At 71.1% G+C, this 21,718-nt stretch carries 20 protein-coding genes; 7 read left to right on the forward strand and 13 right to left on the reverse strand.

Features of this window, described 5'->3' with window-relative positions; translation table 11 throughout:
• Positions 1-85: 85 nt before the first annotated feature.
• Together AB0B33_RS46295 and AB0B33_RS46300 are read right to left on the reverse strand one after the other, a co-directional pair.
• Positions 86-3,733, reverse strand: coding sequence for a CARDB domain-containing protein (locus AB0B33_RS46295; protein WP_360784469.1), 3,648 nt, complete (start codon positions 3,731-3,733; stop codon positions 86-88).
• A gap of 165 nt (positions 3,734-3,898) precedes the next feature.
• Complete coding sequence (locus AB0B33_RS46300) at positions 3,899-4,528, reverse strand: TetR/AcrR family transcriptional regulator (RefSeq protein ID WP_360784472.1); 630 nt, start codon at positions 4,526-4,528, stop codon at positions 3,899-3,901.
• Between the two features lie 93 nt (positions 4,529-4,621).
• On the opposite strand from AB0B33_RS46300, the gene AB0B33_RS46305 reads away from it, so the two are divergent.
• The 3 genes from AB0B33_RS46305 to AB0B33_RS46315 all read left to right on the forward strand — a co-directional run bounded on the left by AB0B33_RS46305 (position 4,622) and on the right by AB0B33_RS46315 (position 6,192).
• Complete coding sequence (locus AB0B33_RS46305; protein WP_360784475.1) at positions 4,622-5,236, forward strand: SRPBCC family protein; 615 nt, start codon at positions 4,622-4,624, stop codon at positions 5,234-5,236.
• 312 nt (positions 5,237-5,548) lie between these two features.
• Positions 5,549-5,899, forward strand: a complete 351-nt coding sequence (locus AB0B33_RS46310) for a hypothetical protein (RefSeq protein ID WP_360784479.1) — start codon at positions 5,549-5,551, stop codon at positions 5,897-5,899.
• Positions 5,900-6,066: 167 nt separating this feature from the next.
• Positions 6,067-6,192 carry a hypothetical protein gene (locus AB0B33_RS46315; RefSeq protein ID WP_264086312.1) on the forward strand — a complete coding sequence of 42 codons (126 nt, stop codon included), beginning with the start codon at positions 6,067-6,069 and terminating at the stop codon, positions 6,190-6,192.
• A gap of 43 nt (positions 6,193-6,235) precedes the next feature.
• Here AB0B33_RS46315 and AB0B33_RS46320 read toward each other — a convergent pair whose 3' ends face one another.
• Complete coding sequence (locus AB0B33_RS46320; protein ID WP_247024323.1) at positions 6,236-6,376, reverse strand: hypothetical protein; 141 nt, start codon at positions 6,374-6,376, stop codon at positions 6,236-6,238.
• 41 nt (positions 6,377-6,417) lie between these two features.
• Entirely contained in the window at positions 6,418-7,266 is an 849-nt protein-coding gene (locus AB0B33_RS46325) for a phytanoyl-CoA dioxygenase family protein (protein ID WP_360784482.1), read from the reverse strand.
• Between the two features lie 79 nt (positions 7,267-7,345).
• On the opposite strand from AB0B33_RS46325, the gene AB0B33_RS46330 reads away from it, so the two are divergent.
• Positions 7,346-8,338 (forward strand): LacI family DNA-binding transcriptional regulator, encoded by a 993-nt coding sequence (locus tag AB0B33_RS46330; protein ID WP_360784485.1) that lies wholly within the window; start codon positions 7,346-7,348, stop codon positions 8,336-8,338.
• Between the two features lie 203 nt (positions 8,339-8,541).
• On the opposite strand, the gene AB0B33_RS46335 is transcribed toward AB0B33_RS46330, so the two are convergent.
• From AB0B33_RS46335 to AB0B33_RS46360, 6 genes are all read right to left on the reverse strand, one after another.
• Positions 8,542-9,819, reverse strand: a complete 1,278-nt coding sequence (locus tag AB0B33_RS46335; RefSeq protein ID WP_360784487.1) for a GGDEF domain-containing protein — start codon at positions 9,817-9,819, stop codon at positions 8,542-8,544.
• 469 nt (positions 9,820-10,288) lie between these two features.
• Entirely contained in the window at positions 10,289-11,506 is a 1,218-nt protein-coding gene (locus AB0B33_RS46340; RefSeq protein ID WP_360784490.1) for an MFS transporter, read from the reverse strand.
• A gap of 66 nt (positions 11,507-11,572) precedes the next feature.
• Positions 11,573-12,529 (reverse strand): catechol 2,3-dioxygenase, encoded by a 957-nt coding sequence (locus AB0B33_RS46345; RefSeq protein ID WP_360784493.1) that lies wholly within the window; start codon positions 12,527-12,529, stop codon positions 11,573-11,575.
• 10 nt (positions 12,530-12,539) lie between these two features.
• Positions 12,540-13,583, reverse strand: a complete 1,044-nt coding sequence (locus AB0B33_RS46350; RefSeq protein ID WP_360784496.1) for a 4-oxalomesaconate tautomerase — start codon at positions 13,581-13,583, stop codon at positions 12,540-12,542.
• Positions 13,580-14,284: a 4-carboxy-4-hydroxy-2-oxoadipate aldolase/oxaloacetate decarboxylase gene (locus AB0B33_RS46355; RefSeq protein ID WP_360784499.1), complete on the reverse strand. Its 705-nt coding sequence runs from the start codon at positions 14,282-14,284 to the stop codon at positions 13,580-13,582. Before AB0B33_RS46355 ends, AB0B33_RS46350 begins: the two co-directional genes overlap by 4 nt.
• A 283-nt stretch (positions 14,285-14,567) precedes the next feature.
• On the reverse strand, positions 14,568-15,242 hold the full coding sequence (locus AB0B33_RS46360) for a GntR family transcriptional regulator (protein WP_247024331.1): 675 nt from the start codon (positions 15,240-15,242) through the stop codon (positions 14,568-14,570).
• A 78-nt stretch (positions 15,243-15,320) separates the two neighbouring features.
• Here AB0B33_RS46360 and AB0B33_RS46365 point away from each other — a divergent pair, with 78 nt between their 5' ends.
• Both AB0B33_RS46365 and AB0B33_RS46370 read left to right on the forward strand, forming a co-directional pair.
• Entirely contained in the window at positions 15,321-16,607 is a 1,287-nt protein-coding gene (locus tag AB0B33_RS46365) for a DUF1932 domain-containing protein (protein WP_360784502.1), read from the forward strand.
• Positions 16,604-16,801, forward strand: coding sequence for a hypothetical protein (locus AB0B33_RS46370; protein WP_360784505.1), 198 nt, complete (start codon positions 16,604-16,606; stop codon positions 16,799-16,801). The genes AB0B33_RS46365 and AB0B33_RS46370 overlap by 4 nt, the downstream gene beginning before the upstream one ends.
• Positions 16,802-16,852: 51 nt before the next feature.
• Here AB0B33_RS46370 and AB0B33_RS46375 read toward each other — a convergent pair whose 3' ends face one another.
• Genes AB0B33_RS46375 through AB0B33_RS46385 form a run of 3 tightly spaced genes read right to left on the reverse strand, consistent with a single transcriptional unit; the run spans position 16,853 to position 20,161 of the window.
• Complete coding sequence (locus AB0B33_RS46375) at positions 16,853-18,205, reverse strand: MFS transporter (RefSeq protein ID WP_360784508.1); 1,353 nt, start codon at positions 18,203-18,205, stop codon at positions 16,853-16,855.
• 19 nt (positions 18,206-18,224) lie between these two features.
• On the reverse strand, positions 18,225-19,139 hold the full coding sequence (locus AB0B33_RS46380; protein WP_360784511.1) for an amidohydrolase family protein: 915 nt from the start codon (positions 19,137-19,139) through the stop codon (positions 18,225-18,227).
• On the reverse strand, positions 19,136-20,161 hold the full coding sequence (locus AB0B33_RS46385; RefSeq protein ID WP_360784514.1) for an amidohydrolase family protein: 1,026 nt from the start codon (positions 20,159-20,161) through the stop codon (positions 19,136-19,138). The genes AB0B33_RS46380 and AB0B33_RS46385 overlap by 4 nt, the downstream gene beginning before the upstream one ends.
• Positions 20,162-20,457: 296 nt before the next feature.
• On the opposite strand from AB0B33_RS46385, the gene AB0B33_RS46390 reads away from it, so the two are divergent.
• Positions 20,458-21,639: a carbohydrate-binding protein gene (locus tag AB0B33_RS46390; RefSeq protein WP_360784516.1), complete on the forward strand. Its 1,182-nt coding sequence runs from the start codon at positions 20,458-20,460 to the stop codon at positions 21,637-21,639.
• The last annotated feature ends 79 nt before the right edge of the window (positions 21,640-21,718 follow it).

The following is a 21,718-nucleotide window of genomic DNA, read 5'->3' on the forward strand; positions in this document are numbered from 1 at the left end:
CGCTCGGCGACTACGGCCTGTCCTCCCGCCAGGCCGTCGGGATCGCCGCCGACCTCGAAGAGCTGCTCGGCGCCGCCGCCCAGGATCACGGGGCGCCGGTGATGACGAACTGCGAACCCGGCTCGACCACGACGTTGCCCGCCGACGAGTTCGTGATCGTCACGTTCGACAACGTCGCGCTGCCGCGGGCGCCGCTCATCGCCAGGATGCCCGCGCCGTTGTCCGACTTGTCGATCTTGACGTTCGTGACCGCCACGTTCATCGTGCCGCCGCCGGTCTTGAACTGGATGCCGTCGTAGGTGGAGTCGTGGATCTCCGTGTCCCGCAGCGTCACCCCGGTGATGTCCTTGCCCTGCGCGAAGAACGTGATCGCGCCGAACTTCTGCTGCTCGCCCCAGAACACGCCGCCGCAGCGGTACAGGGCGTTGTTCGCGATCAGCGTCTGCCCGGAGAACGGCAGCGGGTCGTGGTCGGTCGCCAGCATGATCCCCGGGTAGTTCATCGTGTCGGACACCAGGTTGTTCTCGATCTTGTTGCCGTAGCCGCCGTAGATCGCGATGCCGTTGGCGCGCCACGGGAGCTGGATGGTGTTGTTGGTGAAGGCGTTGTCGTGCGCGATGTCCACCGACGGGTCCTTCACGTACTGGTTGGCCCACACGGCGAGCGAGTCGTCGCCGGTGGTGCGGAACGACGAGTCGAACACCCGCGAGTTCCGCGTGCCGTTGGTGAAGTTGATGCCGTCGGCGTAGGTGTCGCGGATCCGCATGCCGCTGAACTGGAGCCCGTCGGCCGGCCCCCACAGCTCCGGTTTGTTGCTGTAGTCGCGGCCGACCCACACGCCGACGTTCGCGTGCTCGATCCAGACGTCTCTGATCTTCGTGCCGGTGCCGAAGCGGCCGTTGAGCCCGACCCCGCCCTCGGCGTTGCCGTCACCGCCGCGGATCCGGCCGGAACCGAAGATCGCGATGTCGGAGATCTGCGTGTTCTTGTCGATGTCGAACCCGAAGTTGCCTTCGTGCGGGTGGTTGATGGTGCCCGCGTCCTGCGGCTGGATCAGCGAGTACAGCTGCGAACGCCACATGCCGGCGCCGCGGACGGTCACGTTGGAGATGCCGACCTGGTTGTACTGCCCGCCGCCGTTGGGCACGGTCGGGTCGTCGGTCAGGATCTTCGCCTCCTGCCGCCACTGGCCTTCCGGGATCCAGACGCAGGCGATGACGCCGTTCTGGTCGTCGGTCACCGCGCGCTGGATCGCCGGGGCGTCGTCGACCCCGTCGTTCGGCACGGCGCCGTAGTCGGTGATGGACGTGCATTCGGCGGGCTTCGGCAGCGCAGGCGCGACCTGCTCGAGGTCGACCAGGTCGATGACGTAGTAGGGCGCGCTGTCGCCGTTGTCGCGCTGCAGCTTGAACTTCGTGCCCGCCGGGTAGGACTGGGCCAGCAGCGCGTGCGACTCGTCGAACAGCCGCCGCGCGTTGGCCTGCGGCGTGTTCGTCAGGCCTTCGGGGTCGTCGGTGGTGCCGTAGAGCCAGCTGTGCGTGGACGACAGCGTCAGCTTCTGCGCGAAGGTGCCGTTGACGTACAGGCTGAGCGTGAAGTCCTGGCCCCCGCCGCCGGGGGCGTCGGGCACGGAGTTGCGGACGACGATCGAGTTCGCCTGGTTCACCGACGTGACCTCGACGTACTGGCCCTGAGCGGCCAGCCGCACCGACTGACGGCCCGAGGACTCGGTCGCGAAGTTCGTGTGCCCGAACGTCCGCAGCGGATCGGTCTCGAGCAGCTGCCCCTGGTACTGCGCGGCTTCCGCCTCGTATTCGGCGTACGGCAGCGCCGCGCCACGGCCGACGACGATCGTGCGCGAGAGGGCGTTGTCGGACTCGTTGGTCTCCGCGACCGTGTTCGTCGCGTCGGCGGTCGCGGTGAGGGTCGCGCCGCCGCTGACCGCGGTCCAGGTGCCCGCGATGGCGACGTCCACTGTGGACCCCGCCGCGACGGCGGGCGTGCTGCCGGTCAGCGTGGTCGCCCCCGCGGTCAGGCGGGTCACGGACGCGCCGGCGGTGCTGGTGCCGCGGTTGTGCACGGCCACGGTGAACGACACCGCCGCGCCGGCCGACGGGTTGGCCGGGTTCGACGTGATGCCGGTGACCTCGAGGTCCGGCCCCGGCGCCTGGGCGACGACGAGCGGCGCCGCCGCGGTGAACGTGTTGTTGGTGTCGTTCTGCTCCACCACCGTGTTCGCCGGGTCGGCGGTCGCGGTCACGCGGTAGCTGCCCTGCGGCCGGGTGCCCGCGTTCACGGTCACCGTGGCCGACGCCCCCGCGGCGAGCGCGCCGACCGCGGCGTTGCCCACGACCGTGCCGCCGAGAGCGACGTTGACGGTCGTGGCCGGCGCGGCCGCGGTACCCGCGTTCTTGACCGTTGCCGAGACCGCGACCTGACTGGTCTCGTCCGGGTTCGCCGGGGTCCAGGTCGTGCCGGTGACGACCAGGTCGGGGTTCGGCGCCGGCGTGCCGAGCACCTGCAACTCCGCGACCTGCGCGCCCGGGGCGCCGGAGTTGGCGAAGAACTGCAGCCGCACGTCCGCGACCCGTCCGGTGATCGGGACGGTCACCGTGTTCTGGCCGGCGGCCGGGTCGAAGCGGTAGTCGGCGCGGGGCTTGAGCGAGGTGAACGCCGTGGCGCCCTGGCCGCGGCCGAGGACCTCGAAGTTCTGCGTCCGCGCGCCCCAGACCGCGTCCGGGTTGAGCTTCACGACGACGGCGTCGAGGTCGGCGTCCGCGCCGAGCTTCACGGTCAGCGAGTCCGGGTAGCCCGCCGCGGATTCCCAGTACGTGGCGGTGTCGTTGTCGTTCGCGTTGGCCGCGACGAACGAGAAGGTGCTCGAAGACGCCTCGATCGGCTTGCCCGCGGCGAGGTTCTGCCCGGCCTGGGTGCCCTGGCGCACGACGTGGTCGCTGTCGGCGGACTCGTGGCCCGCGGCGTCCTTGGCCCGCACGAAGTATTCGACGCGCGTGCCCGCGGGCCGCGTCTCGGTGAACGTGGTGCCGGTGACGGTGGTGACCGGCGTGCCGTCGCGGTAGACGGTGTAGCCGGTGACGCCGACGTCGTCGGTCGAGGCCGACCACGCCAGCCGGATCTGGCCGGCGCCGGGCTCGGTCAGGGCGAGGTTCGCGGGCGTGGTGGGCGCCTGCGTGTCCCCGGAGTCCGGGCCGTACAGCTCGAATTCCGAGAGCTGCGCGGCGGGCCACTGCGTGTTCGCGGTGATCTGCAGGCGCACGTACCGGGTGGTCGCGGTGACCGGGACGGTGACGGTGTTCGTGCCGGGCGCGAAGGAGTACCCGGCCGAGGCGACGAGGTCGGTGAACGCGGTGCCGTCGGTGCTGCCGCGCACGGCGAGTGTCTGGGTACGGGCTTCCCAGGCGGCGGGCAGTTTCAGCACGATCCGCGAGAGCGGCTTCGCCGAGCCGAGGTCGGCCTGGAGCCACTGCGGGAAAGCGTTGGCGGCGGATTCCCAGTAGCTGGCCTGGTTCCCGTCGACGACGTTGCCGACCGGGTAGCCGGGCAGCGCGCTGCTCGCCGAGATCGTGCGGGTCAGCGGCACGTCGGCGACGGCCGCCGCGGCTGTGGCGCTCGGTGGCGGGCTGTCGGCGGCGGAGGCGAGGGAGAGCCCGGTGACGGACAGCCCCACGGCGAGGAATCCGGCCAGGAGCCGGGGCAAGCGCATGCGTGTCATGGCGTCATCTCTTCGTCGAGAGCGGCAGGGGAGGGAGCGCGAGCCTCCAGAGCATGCAACAACGAGGAGACAACATGCAAGAACTTGACATGATTCAGAAATTTGACGACTACTCACCCGGACGTGCGGCATCGCCGCCGGATCCGGGGTTCGGGACGGCGTGGGTCAGTAGAAGGAGAGCGCGTTCAGCTCTTCGTCGATCAGCAGGTCGGGATCGAACTTCATGCCGGCGAAGTGCCCGGCCAGCTCGAGGGAGAGCACGCCGTGCAGCCGGGTCCAGAACGCCAGCGCGCGGTGCAGCACCCAGTTCGGGACACCGCTGTCGCCCGCCCACTCGCGATGGGTTTCGAGGTGATCGTCGAACGGCGCCGGGACCTCCGGCCCCTGCAACTCGGAGCAAGTTTCGATCAGCACCGCCATCACCTCGTGCGAGAGCGCCGTCGTGTCCGCGGGGGCGTGGTAGCCGGGGACGGGCGTGCCGTAGATGAGGAAGTACCGCTGCGGGTCGGCGCGCGCCCAGTCCCGGATCACCTTGGCCAGCATGGCGAAACCCTGGCCACGGGCCCCGTGGACGGCGTCGGCGATGCTGCGGTAGGCGTCCCGGATGAGCGCGGTGATCAGCTCGTCCCGGCTCCCGAAGTACCGGTACAGCGCCGGGCCGCTCATACCGACCTGCTTGGCGATCGCGTTGAGCGACAGCGCGGGCACGCCGGCGGCGGCGATCTGCTCCCAGGCATGCCGCTTGATCTCTTCACGCACTTGGGCGCGGTAGCGCTCCCGCGGGCTCTCCGTCACGGTTAGAGGCTATCACTTTTCCTATTGACACTCACTCGACATTAGTTATAGCTTCTAACCATCACGACAGGCACTAACAATGAGGAGAACCCGATGACCCGCATGCGTACCGCTTTGCTCGCCCTCCCCTTGGCCGCCGGACTGCTGGGCGTCGCCGCTCCCGCCGCCTCGGCCTCTTCGACGCCGGTGCCCACGGCCGTCACCTGCCGCGGCGAGGGGATCGACCCAGCCGCCGGTCTGCACTACCGGACCGAGACGCTGGTCAAGGCGTCGCCCGGGGCCGTCTGGAACTTGCACACCGACGTCGCGGGCTGGCCTTCGTGGCAGAGCGCCGTCAGCACCGCGAAACGGCTCGACCCCGGCCCGCTGCGCCCGGGTTCGCGGTTCCGGTGGACGACCCCGGTCCCGGCCACCCCCGCGACGCCGGCGACCACACTGGTCATCACCTCGACGGTCCACCAGGTCCAGCCGGGCCACTGCATCCGCTGGAGCGGCCCGGCAATCGGCGACGGCCTGCGCATCGACCGCGGCGTCCACGTCTGGACGTTCACCCCCGTCCGCGGCGGCGTCCTCGTCCGCACGGAGGAGAGCTGGACGGGCAAGCAGATCGAAGCCGACCCGGCCACCGCGATGAAATACCTGGCTCCCGGGCTGGACGCCTGGCTGGCCGACCTCAAGCGGACCGCCGAAGCCCCCTGCCACCGCTGAGGCACCCGAAGCGCCGAAGCACGTTGCCGCCGCCGAGCCACACCGGCCTCACGCAGACCACCGAAACCTGTTGCGGCCGCTGAACCACGCCGGCCCCGAGCAGGCCACCGAAGCCGCTTGCGACCGCTGAACCACGCCAGCCCCAAGCAGACCACCGAAACCCTGAGCACTGCTGAGCCCGCGACCTCACACAGACCGCGGAAACCTGCCACCGCCAAGTCTGCCGACCTCGCGCAGACCGCAAAAGCCCTTTGGCGCCGCTGAGCCGACCGCCGAAACCCTTGCCACCGCTGAGCCAACGAGGAGAACCCGATGACCACGACCACCGCCGACCCCGCCGTCACGCCCGCCCGCCGCACCTCGATCGCCGTGCTCGTCGCGGCGTGGGCCGTTCCCGTCATGGTGCTCGGCCAGTTCGCGTTCCTGGCCGTCATCCCCATCGCCGTCGTGCTGGTCGGCGCCCTGCGCGCGAAGAATTCCCTGCGCTGGTGGGCCTTCGGCCTCACCGCGGGCTACGCCGCACTGGTCGCGGCCTGGCTGCTGGGACCGAGCAGCGCGCCGAGCTTGTCGAAGTTCCTGAGTCCCGTCGCGACCGGGATCTTCGCCGCGGCCGGAGCCGCCGTGGCGATCGCCGCCCTGGTCAGCCGCCGGCGGACGCGCTGAGGTCGAGCCGCATCAGCCACCGGATCCGGCGGTCGGCCGCGTCACGAACGAAGACCACGCTCCAAGCCCAGGACGGGCGATATGTCGACTGTGGCACGGGTCACGGAATGCCCGTCGATCTTCGGCGCTACACCCCAAGAGAACCCGTTCGACCCCGAGGGAGCGCCATGTCCACCACCACCCCGGAAGAAGTCACCGCGCCGGCCGTGCCCGCGCTGGACGACTTCGACTTCGAGCTCACCGACGGCGCCGCCTGCCGGATCGACGACCCGGACTGCGAAGCCTGCCAGTGAGCCCGCGGCGCCGGCCGGGACGACCCGGCCGGCGCCGAACCCGTCACAGGTGCATGGCCAGCCACAACGCCATCCAGGCGAGGCACGCCAGCGCGCCGCCGACGCCGAACGCCAGCAGCACGCGTCGCAACCCCGCGATGACCCCGGCGCGGCCCGTCATTTCGGTGATTCCCGCATCAGCCATGGCCCACTGATGCCCCCGTCCCGGCGCGGCAAACATCGGCGCTACTCCGCGTCCCCCATGACCAGCCCTTCGATCGTGTGCTTCTGGGTGATCGGCCGCAGCTCGTCGACGACCGGGCAGGGCAGGTGCGCGCGCACGGATTCCGGCAGCGACGCCCGGAACCCCGGCGTCACGGCGGTGTCGTGGCGGGCGTCGTTGCCCGCGCCCGGCGCGTCGAGCCCGAGCACCAGCACCGGGCGGGACTTGGCCGAGTGGTTGGCCGTGCCGCGGTGGACGGTCAGCGCCGAGCGGATCGAGATGTCCCCCATCCGCGGGAACTTGCGCGCCGCGAGCTCCCGGTAACGCGGGTAGGCCTCGCGCGGCGGGAACATGCCGTGCTCGAAGGCTGCACCGTCGTCCCAGTGCGTACCGGGCGCGATTTCGAACGGTCCCATGTCCGGCTCGGTGTCGACCGCGGTCACGTTGACCGCCAGCGACGTCAGCCTGCGCTCGCGGGCGGTTTCCGGCGGCATCGGGAAGTCCCGGTGCCACGGCTGGTCGACCGCGCCGGCCAGCGGGACGTCGAAGCCGACCTCGACGATGCGGTAATCCGGCCCCAGCACCGCTTCGGCGACGGCCGTGATCCAGGGGTGGCCCGCCAGCTCGGCGAACCCGCGCAGCTGCTCCGGGTGGATCTCGACGTAGAAGCGGTTCGGCCCGCGGCCGACGGCACCGTCCGGCCGGGCGCGGGCCTCGGCGAACGCCGTGTCGATGTCCTCGCCGAGGCGGGCGACCCAGTCGCGGGAAAAGGCCTGCGGCAGGCCGATGATGCCGTCCCTCCGCAGGCGCTCGGTCAGCTCCGCGAGCTCGGTCTCGGACAGCGGGGCGGCGGTGGTCTGGTGCGCGGTCATCCTGGCCTCCTCGGGCACGACGGCGTGGCACCTCAGTTTGCAACGTGGCATGCCACGTTGCAAGAGGTACGCTGCGCGGGTGAACCCGAAACTGCGCGACGTGGCCGAGCACGCCGGCGTGTCCGTGCGGACGGTGTCCAACGTGGTCAACGGGTTCCGCTACGTGGCCCCGGCGACCCGCGAGCGGGTGCAGGCGAGCATCGACGCGCTCGGCTACCGGCCCAACCTGGCCGCCCGGACGCTGCGGCGCGGCCGGACCGGGCTGATCGCGCTGGTGATCCCCGAGATCGACTCGCCGTACTTCGCCGAGCTCGCCGCGCGGACGGTGCGCATCGCCGAGGCCCGGGGCCTGACGGTGCTCATCGACCAGACCGACGGCGACGCCGAGCGCGAGAAGCAGCTGCTGCACGGGCAGCGCAGCCAGCTGGTCGACGGCGTCCTGTTCAGCCCGTGGGCGGTGGCGCCCGCGGAGCTGGCCGCGCGCACCGACCCGGTCCCGCTGGTGCTGCTCGGCGAGCACGACGGCACGGCGGGCGTCGACCACGTCGCGATCGACAACGTCGCGGCGGCACGCGAAGCCACCGGCCACCTGCTGAGCGCGAGCCGCCGCCGCGTCGCGGCACTGGGCATCCAGCCGCGCTCCCTGAACGCGACGGCGCGCCAGCGCCTCACCGGCTACCGCGAGGCACTGGCGGCGGCGGGCCTGCCGGCCGTCCCCGAGCTGGAGGTCCCGGTCCGGCGCCTGCACCGCGCCGACGGCCACGCGGCGATGCTGGACCTGCTGGAGCTGCCCGAACCACCGGACGCGGTCTTCTGCTTCACCGACGAGCTGGCCCTGGGCGCGCTGCGTGCGGCGGCCGACCGCGGGATCGCGGTACCGGACGAGCTGGCGCTGGTGGGCTTCGACGACATCGAGGACGGCCGCTACAGCGTCCCGGCGCTCACGACGGTGTCACCGGACAAGGACCGCATCGCGGAACTCGCCCTGGACCGGCTGACGCAGCCGACGACGGAACCACGCTCGATCGTCGCCCCGCACCGGCTGATCGTGCGCGGCACCAGTCCGAGCTAAGGCGCGAGGATCGCCTGGGCGTGCGCGGCGCCGACCCAGGACGCAAGCCCCCGCGCGCCGAGCGTGGCCACCACCGACCCGACCTGGACCGCGAGCCACACCGCCTGGTCGAGCACCGCGAGCGCCGCACCGCCTGGCCGAGCACCGCACCAGACCGGAGCGCGAGCCCCGCACCGCCTGGCCGTCCACCGCACCGGCCCGCCTCAGAGCGCGAGCGCCACCCGGTCCCGGCCCGCTTTCTTGCCCTCGTACAGGGCGTCGTCGGCCGCGCGGATGATGCCGTCCAGGCCCGCTTCGAGCTCCGCCGGGTGCAGGGCCGCGCCGATGGTCGCCGACAGCGCGACCGGCTCCCCCGTCGGCGCGGTGATGCGCAGCGCCCGGATCCGCACGCGGATCCGCTCGGCGACGGCGCGCACCTCGGCTTCGTCGACGTCGGGCAGCAGCACGGCGAACTCCTCCCCGCCGTAACGTCCGACGGTGTCCCCGCGCCGGACGGTCTTCGCGAGCACGGTCGCCACCTCGGCGAGGACGTCGTCGCCGACCGGGTGGCCGTGGGTGTCGTTGATGCGCTTGAACCAGTCGAGGTCGATCATCAGCACCCCGGTCCGGCCGCCGGTGGCGCGGGCGCGCTCGAGCGCGCGTTCGGCCTGCTGGTGCCACGCGATCGCGTTGAGCAGCCCGGTGCGCTGGTCGGTGCGCGCGGCGAGCTTGAGCTGGTCGAGCTGGACGCACTGGTGCAGCGCGAACGTCGGGATGATCATCAGCAGCGCCGCGGGCGGCCACCACAGCAGGGCGAGCGCGACGAACACGCCGAGCGCCAGCTGGCTGACCTCGAGAAGGTTGTCGGAAGCGCTGCCCAGGAGCCGGCGGGGGTGGTCGACGGTGACCGTCCAGGCGATGACCGCGCCGACCAGCGCGGTGTTGACCGTCCACTGCACGGCACCCGCGCCGACCACGGCGGCGAGGTCGCCCCAGCCGGGCCGGGCGCCGTCGCCGAGGTGGGCCAGGTGCTCGTGGGCGCCGGTCGCCCGCAGCACCCCGGCCGCGGCGGCCGCCGCGAGGGCGAGCGTGGCGGCGGTGAACACCGTGCGGTGCGGCGGGCGGACCGGGTCGAAGCGGTTGACCAGCAGCCAGCGGTGGCCGTAGATCACCGCGACCAGCGCCAGTTCGAGCACCAGCGGCAAGGCCAGCACGCCGGCGAAGATCCAGACGCTGCAGAGGTCGACGTACGGCGAGCCGGAGCGGTCGCGACGCCGTTGCTCGATCAGGTGCGAAGCGTGCAGGTGCGGCAGCGCGGCCGCGGCGAGCCAGCCCGCCGTCGCCCACTGCTGGGGTGTCGGCCCCGCCCGCGCCGACAGCACGAGGACGACGAGCGCCGCCACATCGACCACCAGCACGAAGAAGCGCACCCGCCCGGGCAACGACCACAGCTTCCACCGCGGTGGTGCCCAGCCCCCTGGATCGCTCGTGCCTCCGCTCATCGCAGCGCCTCCCCGCCCTGCTCCGCCCCGGTGAACACCTGCTCGCCCAGGGTAGTCGCGTTGCGGTCGGGTGTCAGCCGTTTCCCCACGGCGCGACCCGACCGGGCCCCTGGGAGCATTCCGGGTATCCGAGACCGGACGAACCGCACGGAAAGGCGAGCCGATGAGCGACAAGGGCTGGTGAAACCGCACCGCGACCCCCATTCCCCCGGCGACCGAGAAGAGGAGCGCGTGATGAGCGACAAGGGCTGGTGAACCCCCACGACCGCACGCCCGTCCCCGACCACCGGAAAGGAGCAAGCGATGAGCGACAAAGGCTGGTGAACCCCACCACCACTCCCCCTGCCCGCCACCACCGACGAGGAGCACGCAATGCGCGACAAGGGCTGGTGAAACCCCAGGTCCGACCCCGCAACCCCGAGCACCGACGAGGAGCGCCCGATGAGCGACAAAGGCTGGTGAACCCGAGTCAGGCTTCGGCCGGCAGCGCGGCCGAGACCGCGTCCGGCCGCCGGCGTGACCACGCGGCGGCCGCGGCGAGCGCGACCAGCGCTCCCGCGGTGCCCGCCACGGCGATCGCCGTCGCCGCCCCGGCCAGCTGCGCGAGCACGCCGCCGAGCACGATCCCGAGCCCCTGCCCGGCGATCATCCCCGTCCGCGCGAAACCGAGGGCCCGTCCCCGCAGCGGCGGCGGGGACAGCTGGACGAACGTCGCACCCGCGGTGACCTGGTACGCCGAGCAGATCCCGGACAGGAACAGCAGCGCCAGCGCCGTGCTCAGCGCGGGCTGGGCCCAGTAGGCCACGAGCGGCGCCGACGTCCCGACCGCGAGCACGCCCAGCGCGCGCACCCGCACCCGGCGCGCGACCAGCCGCAACAGCAGCGCACCGGCGACCGCGCCCGCCGGTTCCGCGGCGAGGAGCACGCCGATCCAACCGCCGCCCACGCCGACTTCCCTGGCGAACGGCACCGCGAGCCCTTCGGGGACGACGGTGAACAACGCCAGCCAGCCCAGCCACACCAGCGTCGCGAGCGTCCGGTCGCGGCGGACGGCGAGCGCGCCCGCGGCGACCTGCCGCCACCACGACGTCCCGCTCCGGACCCGGCCACCCGGCGGCGGGTGGACGCCCAGCCCCGCGCGGATCAGCAGCGCGGAAACGGCGAAGGTGGCGGCGTCGATCGCCAGCGCGGTGTGCGCGCCGACCCCGGCGACCACGAACGCGGCCACCGCGAACCCCAGCACCAGACAGAGTTGTGTGGTCACCTGCTGCACCGCCTGGCCCGCTTCGTACCGCGCCCCCAGCAGCTCCGGCAGCACCGCGCCCTGCGCCGCGGAAAACGGCGCTTCGGCCAGTTGGACGAGCACCAGCAACCCGGCCATCAACGGCAGCGGCGTCGAAGGCACGGCCATCACCGCCACGAGCAGCGCCCGCACGACGTCGCACACCACCATGACCTGGCGCCGGGGAAACCGGTCGGCCAGCCACGAAAGCAGCGCACCCGAGACGAGCGCGGGCAGCATCGAAAGCGCGTACGTCGCCGCGCTCAGCGCCGCCGATCCGGTGCGCTGGTACACGAGGATCGACAGCGCGACGCGCGCGAGCTGGTCCCCGGCCACCGAAAGCAGGCCCGCGAGCCACACCACCCGGAACCCGCGCACTGCGAACGCCGACCACGTTCCGGCCATCCCCCACCCCCAGGCTGTCACGGAGAGCGCCGCCTGAAACGCTCAGCGTAGTGCCTGGAGCCGTCTCTACGCCACCGGCGGAGTTCCGTGTGTGTGGAACGACTCGATCGTCTTCAGTCCCCACGCCTGCCCCTTGGCACGCTCGGCTTCGGTCCAGGTGACCGGTTCCCAGTCCGGCGCGAAGATCAGCCGTCCGGTCGGGTTGCACAGCTCGATCCGGTTGCCGCCCGGTTCGTGGACGTAGAGGAAGAACGTCTGCTGGATCGCGTGCTTGTGCGGCCCGGTTTCGATGTGCACGCCGTTGTCGAGCGCGATGTCCGCCGCGCGCAGGATGTCTTCGCGGGTGTCGGTCGCGAAGGCGATGTGGTGCAGGCGCCCGCGCGAGCCCGTCCAGTCGGTGGTGTAGACGATGTCGTAGGACTTCTGCGCGAAGTGCGTCCACTGCCCGGAAATCACGCCGCTGTCCAGCTGGATCTGTTCGGTGACCCGGCCGCCGAGCGCGTCGCAGACGAAGCGCCCGTTGGCTTCCGCTTCCTTCGCCAGGTAGTTGACGTGGTCGAGGCGGCGGACCCCGACCCCGCGCCCGGGGTACGCCTGCGCCTGGTTCTTCAACGCGGGGCGCAGGTGTTCCGGCGGGGCGTAGCGCTCGGTTTCCCAGTACAGCTCGAGTTCGTGGCCGTCCGGGTCGCGGAACAGGTACGTCGGGCCGATCCCGGTGTCGCCGTCGACCCAGCCGACGCCGAGTCCGCGTTCCTCCAGCGCGACCACGCGGCGCTTGAGGGCTTCTTCGCTCGACGCGCGCAACGCCGTCCGGCCGACCCCGGACGTCTTCGCCGCGGTGAGCTTCAGGCTGTGGTGCTCGTAGTCGTCCCAGGTGCGCAGGTAGACCGAGCCGCCGTCGGCGCCGTTCTCGGTCAGGCCCAGCACGCGGACGAAGAAGTCGAGGCTCTTTTCCGGCTCCGGTGTGCGCAGCTCGACGTGGCCGAGGTGCGCGATTTCGTGGCGCGGCGAGGGGTCGGGCATGGCCGGCTCCTCAGGAACGCGGGAAAACGGTGCCGTCGAACAACTTCCGCGCGGTCCGGATGACCGTCGAGCGGCGGACGCGGGACCCGTCGAACTCGATCGCCACGGCGAGCTTGCCGCTCGGGTGCTCGATCTCGACCGGTCCATCGCCGGTTTCGAGCAGCTCGTGGCCGACGGCGCCGTCGAGCAGCAACGCCGTGACGACGCTGACGCCACCGAGCACCCCGATCGACGGGTGCGGCTTGACCGGGATGAACGTCCGGGTGCAGACGGCGCCACCGTCGCGGGGCGCGGCGACCAGCGTCGTCTTCGGGACCGAGCTGCCACGGACGTCGCCGAGGCCCATCAGCTTCCCGGCTTCGACGCGCAGGGCGTCGATCCGCCCGGCGAGTTCGGCGCCGGCGAGCTCCTCGACCGGCTCGTACCCGGTGATGCCGAAGTCTTCGGCGCGTGCGACGACGACCGGCATCCCGTTGTCCACACAGGACACCGCGATGCCGCCGACGTCGTCACGGACGTTGCCGGTCGGCAGCAGGCTGCCGCAGACGGACCCTTCGGTTTCGGTGAAGTCCAGCTCGACCGGGGCGGCGGTGCCGGGGACGCCGGAAATGGCCGTGTCACCGCGGTAGTCGACCGCACCGCCGGGAGTGGCGAACGTCGAGACGGCGATGGTGCCGGTGTTGACCAGCCGCACGCGCACGGTGGTGCGTTCGTCGCCGGCGGGTACCAGACCCCGCTCGACGGCGAACTGCCCGACGCCGGCCAGGAGGTTGCCGCAGGTCTGCCGGTCGGAGACGGTCGCTTCTTCGACGCCGAGCTGCAGGAACAAGTAGTCGATGTCGTGCCCGGGATCGTCGGCGGCGGAGACGATCGCGACCTTGCTGGTGACCGGCTGGGCGCCGCCCAGCCCGTCGATCTGGCGCGGGTCGGGGGTGCCCATGATCCGCAGCAGCAGGTCGTCGCGGGCGGCGGGGTCGGCGGGCAGGTCGCCGGCGAGGAAGTAGGCGCCTTTCGACGTCCCGCCGCGCATGAGCATGCAGCGCACGCCGGTCATGCCTGCTCCTTTTCGTACTCCTCGGCGGTCAGGTACCGGACGCCGAGGGCGTCGAGCTTTTCGCGCAGGCCATAGCGATCCAGGCCGAGCTGACCGGTCGCGAAGGCCTCGCGGGCGGCGGCTTCCTTTTCCAGGCGCGCTTTCGCCGCGTCGAGTCCGGTTTGGACATCCTCGCGACGGACGCGCATGACGCCGTCGTCGTCGGCCAGGATGGCGTCCCCGGGGCGGATGAGCTGACCGCCGATGGCGACGGGGACGTTGACCGCACCGGCGGTGGCCTTGACGGTTCCCTGTGCACTGACGGCGGCCGACCACACGGGGAAGCCGAGGGCGCGCAGGTCGGCGACGTCACGGACGCCGGTGGTGGTGACCAGGCCGCGCACCCCGCGGTGGCGCAGCGCGGTCGCGAAGAGTTCGCCGAAGAGCCCGTCGCTGCAAGGTGAAGTGGTGGTGACGACGAGGACGTCGCCTTCACGGCACTGCTCGACGGCCGCGTGGATCATGAGGTTGTCCCCGGGCCAGCAGAGCGCGGTGACGGCGGTACCGCCGACGCGCACGCCGTCTTGGATGGGCCGCAGCCCGGGCCCGAGAAGCCCGGAGCGGCCGAGGGCCTCGTGCACGGTGGCGACACCGTAGTCAGCCAGGCGCGTCACTTGTTCGAGGTCGGCGCGCGGCGGGTCGGTGACGATGACGGGCTTCATGCTTGCCACCGTACGTTTCGGTCGCCAAGATTGTCAACAATCTTGGCGACGGTCTGTGTGGGGTTTTTGTGCAGGACCTCGGTCGCGACTTCGGCGGAGGTATCCGGTCCACGGCTCAGTCGATAGCCCGGTCAGGGGCTCGGTTGTTGGCCTTGGCCAGCGACCTCGGCCAGGAGCCGCCGCCGGCGGCTCAGGCCGAAGCTTCGGCCGGCGGACTCGATCAGCACCCCGGCGGCTGCCTCGGCCAGCGGCCCGGTCGAGCACCTCGATCGGCAGCCCCGGGTCAGGGGTGCAGCAGGGACACCTCGGCATCGGCCGCCTTGAGTGCTTCGATCACGCTGCCCAAGTGCACCCGCGCGGCTTCGGCGGCCCGCTCGGGGTGGTGCGCGCAGATGGCGTCGATGATCGCGAGGTGCTCCGGCAGCGAGACCTGCGGCCGCCCCGGTCGCATCGCCAGCCGGAACTGGTGCCGGACGCTCTGCCCGCGCAGCCGTTCGAGTACCTGCGCCGCGGTCCGCTGCCCGCTGATCTCGCGGACCCGCCGGTGCAGGCGCTGGTTGAGGCCGGAGTACCCGACCACATCCCCGCTCGCGACGGCCTGGTGCATGAGCTCGCCGAGTTCGCGCAGCTCCCCGACCTCGGCATCGGAAACGCGCTCGGCCGCCTTCGCCGCGCACAGCGATTCCAGCATCATCCGGACCTCGGAGATCTCGACGGCCTCTTCGAGCGAAACCGCGCGCACCCGGGCCCCGCGGTTCTGCACGCGTTCGACGAGCCCCTCGTTGGTGAGCTCGATCAACGCGGCCCGCACGGTCGCGCGGCTCGCGGCGAACTGCGCGGACAGGTCGGCCTCGACCAGCCGCTGGTTGGGCACGAACTCGCCGCGGACGATGGCGTCCCGAATGGCCGCCACCACCGAACGCTCCCCCGGCTGCCGGTCCGCAGCACTCTCGGTCATACCCTCGACTCCGATTTTGTTGACAATTTTGTCGAGCACATCGTGTACTCGATCGTAGCTGGCGAGGAGGATTCTGCTATGCCCGGAACCATCGCGGTACTCGGATTGGGTGAAGCGGGCGGCCATCTGGCCCGCGACCTGGCGGCCGCCGGAGCGGTGGTGCGCGCCTACGACCCGGCGGTCACCGCCGCCTCGGCAGGCACCGCCACCAGCGGATCGAGCGACACGACCGCCCCCGAGCTGGGCACCACGGCCGCCGTCCTGGGTGCCATCGCCTACGCGACAGGGGCTGTCACCGACCCAGCGGTCGCCATCGCCAGCGGGCCGGGTGCCGCCGCACTTACCGGCGCTAGCGAACCAGGAGCCACCGTCAGCGGAGTGGCTGCCGCTACCGCTCCGCCGACCAGCAGGCCCGGCGCCACCACCGACACGACAGGTGCCACCGCCAGCGGAGCGGAGGCCAGTACCGCCCCGGCGAGCACCACCAGCAAGCCGGGCGCCACCACGGCCCCGGCAGGTGCCACTGCCGGTGGAGCAGGTGCCACCACCGCTCCGCCGGACATCACCCCCAGCAGGCCCAGCGCCACTACCGACACGACAGGTGCAACTGCCAGCGGAGCAGGTGCCAGTGCTGCCCCGGCAGGCATCACCACCGGCCGACTGGGCGCCGCTGCCGGCGAGGCGGGCACCGGCGCCGCCATTGCGGGCGTCATCCTCACCGGGTCGGAAGCTGAAGCTGCCGATGGGGCCGATCTCGTCCTGAGCGTCAACAGCGCGTCCGCAGCGCTCGACGCCCTGCGAGCCGGGCTCGCCGGACTGAGGCCCGGCGCGGTCTGGGCCGATCTGAACACCGCCTCCCCCGGTACCAAACGCCGGCTGGCCGCCCTCGCCGCCGAGCATGGCGTCCCCTTCGCCGACGTTGCGATCATGGCTCCGGTCCCCGGCCGAGGCCTGAGCGTTCCCATGCTGACCAGCGGAAATGCCGCCGAAGCCGTCGCCGCCACCTTGAACGGGTTTGGGGCCGCCATCGACGTGCTCCCCGGGGAGGCCGGGGTCGCCGCCGAGCGGAAGCTGCTCCGCAGCGTCTTCTTCAAAGGCATGTCCGCCGCCGTGGTCGAAGCGCTCCAGGCCGCGCGCGCCGCCGGCTGTGAGGACTGGCTGCGTGACGTCATCGTCGGGGAATTGACCGCCGCCGGAGCCGGCACCGTGGATCGGCTCGTCACCGGCTCCTACCGGCACGCCGTCCGCCGCACCGCCGAGATGGCCGCCGCTGCCGAGATGCTCGGGGAACTCGATGTCCGGGCCGACGTTGCCGCCGCGGCTCGGGACCAGCTTCGGTTCATAGCTGGTTCACAGGATTGTTGACAGGTTCGGACGCCTTCGCTGCCGACCGCCGCCTCGGTGCGGTGTTCGGTCCCTGGCTCGGCGGCGTCCTGGTCACGAGTGGACTGTCCACTTCGGACTCCCTGGTCTTCGCGGTGGCGAGCCTGCTGAACACGGCGATGGTCGCGCTGGTCCGGCGGACGGCGCTGGTACCGACGGTCCTGCAGGCCGCCTGACCTGCGCTGACGCCCCCGCCGGACCGCACGGTGGAAGGTCGCCCCAGCCTGTCAGACGCCGGCGGGTTCGGCGGCGGTCGACTTGAGCCGGGCCTGGCGTGTCCGCGGCCCGAACAGCGCCAGCACCACCGCGCCGACCAGCCACGTTCCCGCGATGAAGAAGAACACGCTCTGGTAGCCGCTGCCGTTGTACAGCGACGCCACGATCAGCGGGCCGGCTGCGTTGGACAGGCGACCGAGGCCGTACGACACGCCCGTGCCCAGCGACCGGCCGCGGGTGTCGAACAGCTCCGGCGAATACGCGTACCCGAGTGCCGTGTAGCCGCGCTCGAACATGTTGACCAGGAAGCCGAAGACCACGATCAGGACCGGGTTGAACGTCAGCCCGTAGAACAGGCCGCACAGCGCGATGATCCCGCCGAACGCGACCAGGCACCACTTGCGCTCGAAGCGGTCGGTGACGAGAGCCGCCAGGTACGACCCCAGCGGCGCGCCGATCGTCGTCAGCGCCACGTAAAACACCGACTTCTCGACGCTGAAGCCTTCCTTGGCCAGCAACGTCGGCGCCCAGCTCGAATACCCGAAGAACCCGATCGTCTGCGTGACCCACAGGACCGTGAGCAGCAGCGTCGGCAGCAGGTACTTCTTGCGCAGCAGCAACCGCAGCGGCGCCTTGGCCACCGGGGCTTCCTCGATCGGCGGCGCCGGCTCCGGCAGCGGTCCCTTCTCGGCCGCGACGAGCGTCTCGATCTCGCGCAGCACCGCGTCGGCCTTCGCGTGCTCGCCCCGGCTTTCGTACCAGCGCGGCGATTCCTTCAGCTGCCGGGTGAACAGCACGAGCAGGACACCGAGCGCGCCCCACAGGTAAACCAGCCGCCACTCCCAGTTCCCGAGCGGCACGACGACGCTCGCGATCAGGTTGGTCACCGGCGTGCCGCAGATGCCGATCACGATCGCGTACGCCTGGTACTTGCCGCGGTTGGCCGCCGGGTAGAGCTCGTTGACGTAGATGACCGCGACGACGGTCATCGCCGAGAGGCCGGCCGAAGTGAGGACGCGGAACACGCCCAGCGACACGATGTCCCAGGAAAACACTGCGGCAAAAGAGAAAATCCCGAACCAGACGGTCGTCCACATGAGAGCGTTCTTCCGGCCCCAGCGGTCGGCGAGCGTGCTCGCGACGATCGAGCCGAAGAACATCCCCACGAACGACAGCGAGGTCACGTAGGCGACCTGGTTGACCGTCACACCCCAGAGCTTGATGAGCTTGGGCGCGGTCGTGGCGAAGCTGTTGATGTCCGCGAACTCGAAGAAGTACGCGAACGAGACGGCGATCAGGGTGAGCTTGTGGAAGCGCGAGATCGGCAGGCGGTTCAGCCGGTTGAGCGCGTTGGCGTGCTGCATTGCATGCCCTTCAGGGGTTTCAGGCGGTTTCGCCGGGCCAGTAGAGGCGCATCGGGTTGTCGACGAGCAGCTTCCGCCGCGCTTCCGCGGTTTCCGCGATCAGCGGGACGTGGTCGACCAGGAGCCCGTCGTCGGGCATGTGGTTCTTGAGGTTCGGGTGCGGCCAGTCGGTCCCCCACAGCACCCGGTCGGGAAACTCGGTCACGACGCGGCGGGCGAACGGGACAACGTCGGTGTAGGCGTGCCGTTCGCCGTCGAGTGCTGGGGGTCCGGTCACCGTGAGCCGTTCGGGGCAGCTCACCTTCACCCAGACGTCGTTGCGCTCGGCGAACTCCAGGAACCGGCCGAACTCTTTTCCCTGCAAAGGTTTTGTGACGTCCGGCCGTCCCATGTGGTCGATCACCAGCGGGACGGGCAGCGTGCCGAAGAAGTCTTCCAGCTCGGGCAGGTCGGCGGCTTCGAAGTACAGCACGACGTGCCAGCCGAGCGGGGCGATCTTCTTCGCGATCGCGGTGAGTTCTGCCGTCGGCGCGGCGTCCACCAGCCGTTTGACGAAGTTGAAGCGCACGCCCCGGACGCCCGCCGCGTGGAGCTCGCGCAGTTTTGCTTCCCCGATGTCCGGCCGCACGGTCGCGACGCCGCGTGCCCGTCCGCCGGCCGCCCGGACCGCGTCGAGCATCGCGGAGTTGTCGGCGCCGTGACAGGTGGCCTGCACGATGACGTTGCGGGACACGCCGAGGTGGTCGCGCAGCGCGAAGAGCTGGTCCCTGCTCGCGTCGCACGGGGTGTACTTGCGCTCGGGCGCGAACGGGAACTTCGCCTGCGGGCCGAAAACGTGGCAGTGCGCGTCGACCGTGCCCGGCGGCAGCGTGAAGTCCGGCGTGGACGGATCGGCGTACCAGTCCAGCCAGCCCGGCGTCTTCGGCGCGGTCACCGGCCTTGCCCCTTCAGCAGAGCGTCCAGGCGCGGGTAGACGGTGCGGGCGTTGTGCTCCCGGATCGCCGCCCAGTCCGTTTCGGACAGTCGCGAGGCTTCGGCGTAGCGGCGGGTGTCGTCGAAGTGGTGGCCGGTGCGCGGGTCGACGCTGCGGACCGCACCGATCATCTCGGACGCGAAGAGGATGTTGCGTGCCGGGATGACGTCGAAGACCAGGTCCGACCCCGGCTGGTGGTAGACGCAGGTGTCGAAGAAGACGTTGCCCAGCACGTGTTCCTCGAGCTCCGGCTTGCCCAGCGCCATCGCGAGGCCGCGGAACCGGCCCCAGTGGTAGGGCACCGCGCCGCCGCCGTGCGGGATGATCAGCCGCAGCGTCGGGAAGTCGGTGAACAGGTCGCCCTGCACGAGCTGCATGAACGCGGTCGTGTCGGCGTTGAGGTAGTGCGCGCCGGTCGTGTGGAACGCCGGGTTGACGCTGGTGGAGACGTGCACCATGGCCGGGATGTCGTATTCGACCATCTTTTCGTAGACGGGGTACCACGACCGGTCGGTGAGCGGCGGGGCCGTCCAGTGGCCGCCACTGGGGTCGGGGTTGAGGTTCAGCGCGACAGCGCCGTACTCCTCGACGCAGCGGGTCAGCTCGGGGAGGCAGGTGGCCGGGTCGACGCCCGGGGACTGCGGGAGCATCGCCGCGGGGGCGAAGCGGTCCGGGTAGAGCGCGCTGACGCGGTGGCAGAGCTCGTTGCAGATGGCGGCCCACTCCGCCGACGTCTCGAAGCCGCCGACGTGGTGGGCCATGAACGACGCGCGGGGCGAGAAGATCGTCAGGTCGATCCCGCGCTCGTCCATCAGCTTCAGCTGGTTCGGCTCGATGGTCTCGCGCAGCTCGTCGTCGCTGATCCGCAGGTCGGCGCGCAGGGGCGCGGTCGCGGAGCCGTCCAGTGCGGCGATCTGCTGGTCGCGCCACGCCGCGAGCGCGGGCGGTGCGGTGGTGTAGTGGCCGTGGCAGTCGATGATCAAGGTCAGTCCTCGTCGCTTCGCATGCTTGATGGTCGCACACTAATCGTCGATGAAATTGTTGACAATATCTGCGACGAGGTTGTGACCGTAGGCTGAGCACTGAGAACCGCTCGTGACGACCCACGAGAGCCACGCTGCTCGGCGCCCCGTCAAGCGAACCCGACCCGGCCTAGAAATTACCAAAGGTAAGTTCCATCACCGTATTGACATGACCAATGGTCAAGAGGAAGGTACTGGCCACCCGATTCGTCTAGACCAATCGGCCTCCCCGCGGACGGCATCCCAGGAGGAGACCCATGTCCCGTACCACCCGGACCACCACCGCAGCCCTCACCAGCCTGGCCACCGTGGCCGCGACCGCCCTCATCCTCTCCGGTGGGGCCGACGCCGCCCCTGCGGCCGCCGCGGCAGCTGATTGTGGTGTGCTCTTCGACGACTTCCACTACGCCTCGCCCACCGACTCCGCCTTCAGCGGGGCCGGGTGGACGACCCGCAACGACGTCGGCAGCCCCGGTGTGCCCGGCGCGCGGTGGCTGACCGGCAACGTCAGCTTTCCCACCGTCAACGGCGAACGCGTCGCGCAGCTCAACGCCTCCACCGACGGCTCCGCGAACGGCACCACGCACGCCGAGATGTACCAGAACCAGTTGCGGTTCTTCGAAGGCACGTACGCCAGCCGGGTTCGCTTCACCGATGCGCCGGACAGCGGTACCGACGGCGACCACGTCAACGAAACCTACTTCACGATCTCGCCGCTGCGGTACGACCGCGACCCGCTCTACAGCGAGCTGGACTTCTCCGAATACCTCCCCAACGGCGGCTGGGGCGGCTCGCAGGCGAACTACCAGACCAGCTGGTACACCTACTGGAACAACCCCACCTGGGACGGCCTGCGCACGTCCACCGCGCAGAACCGCAGCCTGGCCGGCTGGCACGACATCGTCACGCAGGTCTCCGGCGGGCACGTCAAGTACTACATCGACGGCGTCCTGACCGCCGACCACACCACCGACGCCCAAGGGAACCCCGTCTACCCGCGGACGCCGATGTCGATCAACTACAACATGTGGTTCATCGACACCGCGGGCCACACGAGCGGGAACAGCGTCTACACCGAGCAGGTGGACTGGACCTACTACGCGGGCAACCAGGTCGTCGCGCCTTCCGACGCCACCGCGAAAGCCGCGCAGTACCGGACCGCCGGAACGTCCCATGTGGACACCGTCACCGGGTGCACCACCCCGACCGGCCCGCCGGCGACCACGACCACCAAGCCGACCACCCCGACGACGCCCACGACCCCGACCACGCCGTCCCAGCCCGCCGACTGCTCGACGGCGCCGGAATGGGACTGGGGCACGGTGTACCTCGGCGGGCAGCGCGTGAAGCACAGCGCCCACCTCTGGCAGGCGAACTGGTGGACCCAGGGCTCCGAGCCCGGCCTCACCGCCCAGTGGGCCGACCTCGGCCACTGCTGACCCCCACCCCGTCGTCGACCTGCGCGCCCGCGGCTGGGTCGCCGAAACCGGCGAGCTCACCGAAGTGGGCCGCGCCGCG

It is taken from the genome of Amycolatopsis sp. NPDC049159 (genome assembly GCF_040648295.1).
Taxonomy (GTDB): Bacteria; Actinomycetota; Actinomycetes; order Mycobacteriales; family Pseudonocardiaceae; genus Amycolatopsis; species Amycolatopsis pretoriensis_A.

What these genes read in the sequence shown, in the direction of transcription:
- AB0B33_RS46295 (WP_360784469.1), bottom strand. Translation starts at nt 3,733, where the DNA reads ATGACACGCATGCGCTTGCCCCGGCTCCTGGCCGGATTCCTCGCCGTG.
- AB0B33_RS46305 (WP_360784475.1), top strand. Translation starts at nt 4,622, where the DNA reads ATGACCCGCATGCGTACCGCTTTGCTCGCCCTCCCCTTGGCCGCCGGA.
- AB0B33_RS46310 (WP_360784479.1), top strand. Translation starts at nt 5,549, where the DNA reads ATGACCACGACCACCGCCGACCCCGCCGTCACGCCCGCCCGCCGCACC.
- AB0B33_RS46315 (WP_264086312.1), top strand. Translation starts at nt 6,067, where the DNA reads ATGTCCACCACCACCCCGGAAGAAGTCACCGCGCCGGCCGTGCCCGCG.
- AB0B33_RS46320 (WP_247024323.1), bottom strand. Translation starts at nt 6,376, where the DNA reads ATGGCTGATGCGGGAATCACCGAAATGACGGGCCGCGCCGGGGTCATC.
- AB0B33_RS46325 (WP_360784482.1), bottom strand. Translation starts at nt 7,266, where the DNA reads ATGACCGCGCACCAGACCACCGCCGCCCCGCTGTCCGAGACCGAGCTC.
- AB0B33_RS46335 (WP_360784487.1), bottom strand. Translation starts at nt 9,819, where the DNA reads ATGAGCGGAGGCACGAGCGATCCAGGGGGCTGGGCACCACCGCGGTGG.
- AB0B33_RS46340 (WP_360784490.1), bottom strand. Translation starts at nt 11,506, where the DNA reads ATGGCCGGAACGTGGTCGGCGTTCGCAGTGCGCGGGTTCCGGGTGGTG.
- AB0B33_RS46345 (WP_360784493.1), bottom strand. Translation starts at nt 12,529, where the DNA reads ATGCCCGACCCCTCGCCGCGCCACGAAATCGCGCACCTCGGCCACGTC.
- AB0B33_RS46350 (WP_360784496.1), bottom strand. Translation starts at nt 13,583, where the DNA reads ATGACCGGCGTGCGCTGCATGCTCATGCGCGGCGGGACGTCGAAAGGC.
- AB0B33_RS46355 (WP_360784499.1), bottom strand. Translation starts at nt 14,284, where the DNA reads ATGAAGCCCGTCATCGTCACCGACCCGCCGCGCGCCGACCTCGAACAA.
- AB0B33_RS46360 (WP_247024331.1), bottom strand. Translation starts at nt 15,242, where the DNA reads ATGACCGAGAGTGCTGCGGACCGGCAGCCGGGGGAGCGTTCGGTGGTG.
- AB0B33_RS46365 (WP_360784502.1), top strand. Translation starts at nt 15,321, where the DNA reads ATGCCCGGAACCATCGCGGTACTCGGATTGGGTGAAGCGGGCGGCCAT.
- AB0B33_RS46375 (WP_360784508.1), bottom strand. Translation starts at nt 18,205, where the DNA reads ATGCAGCACGCCAACGCGCTCAACCGGCTGAACCGCCTGCCGATCTCG.
- AB0B33_RS46390 (WP_360784516.1), top strand. Translation starts at nt 20,458, where the DNA reads ATGTCCCGTACCACCCGGACCACCACCGCAGCCCTCACCAGCCTGGCC.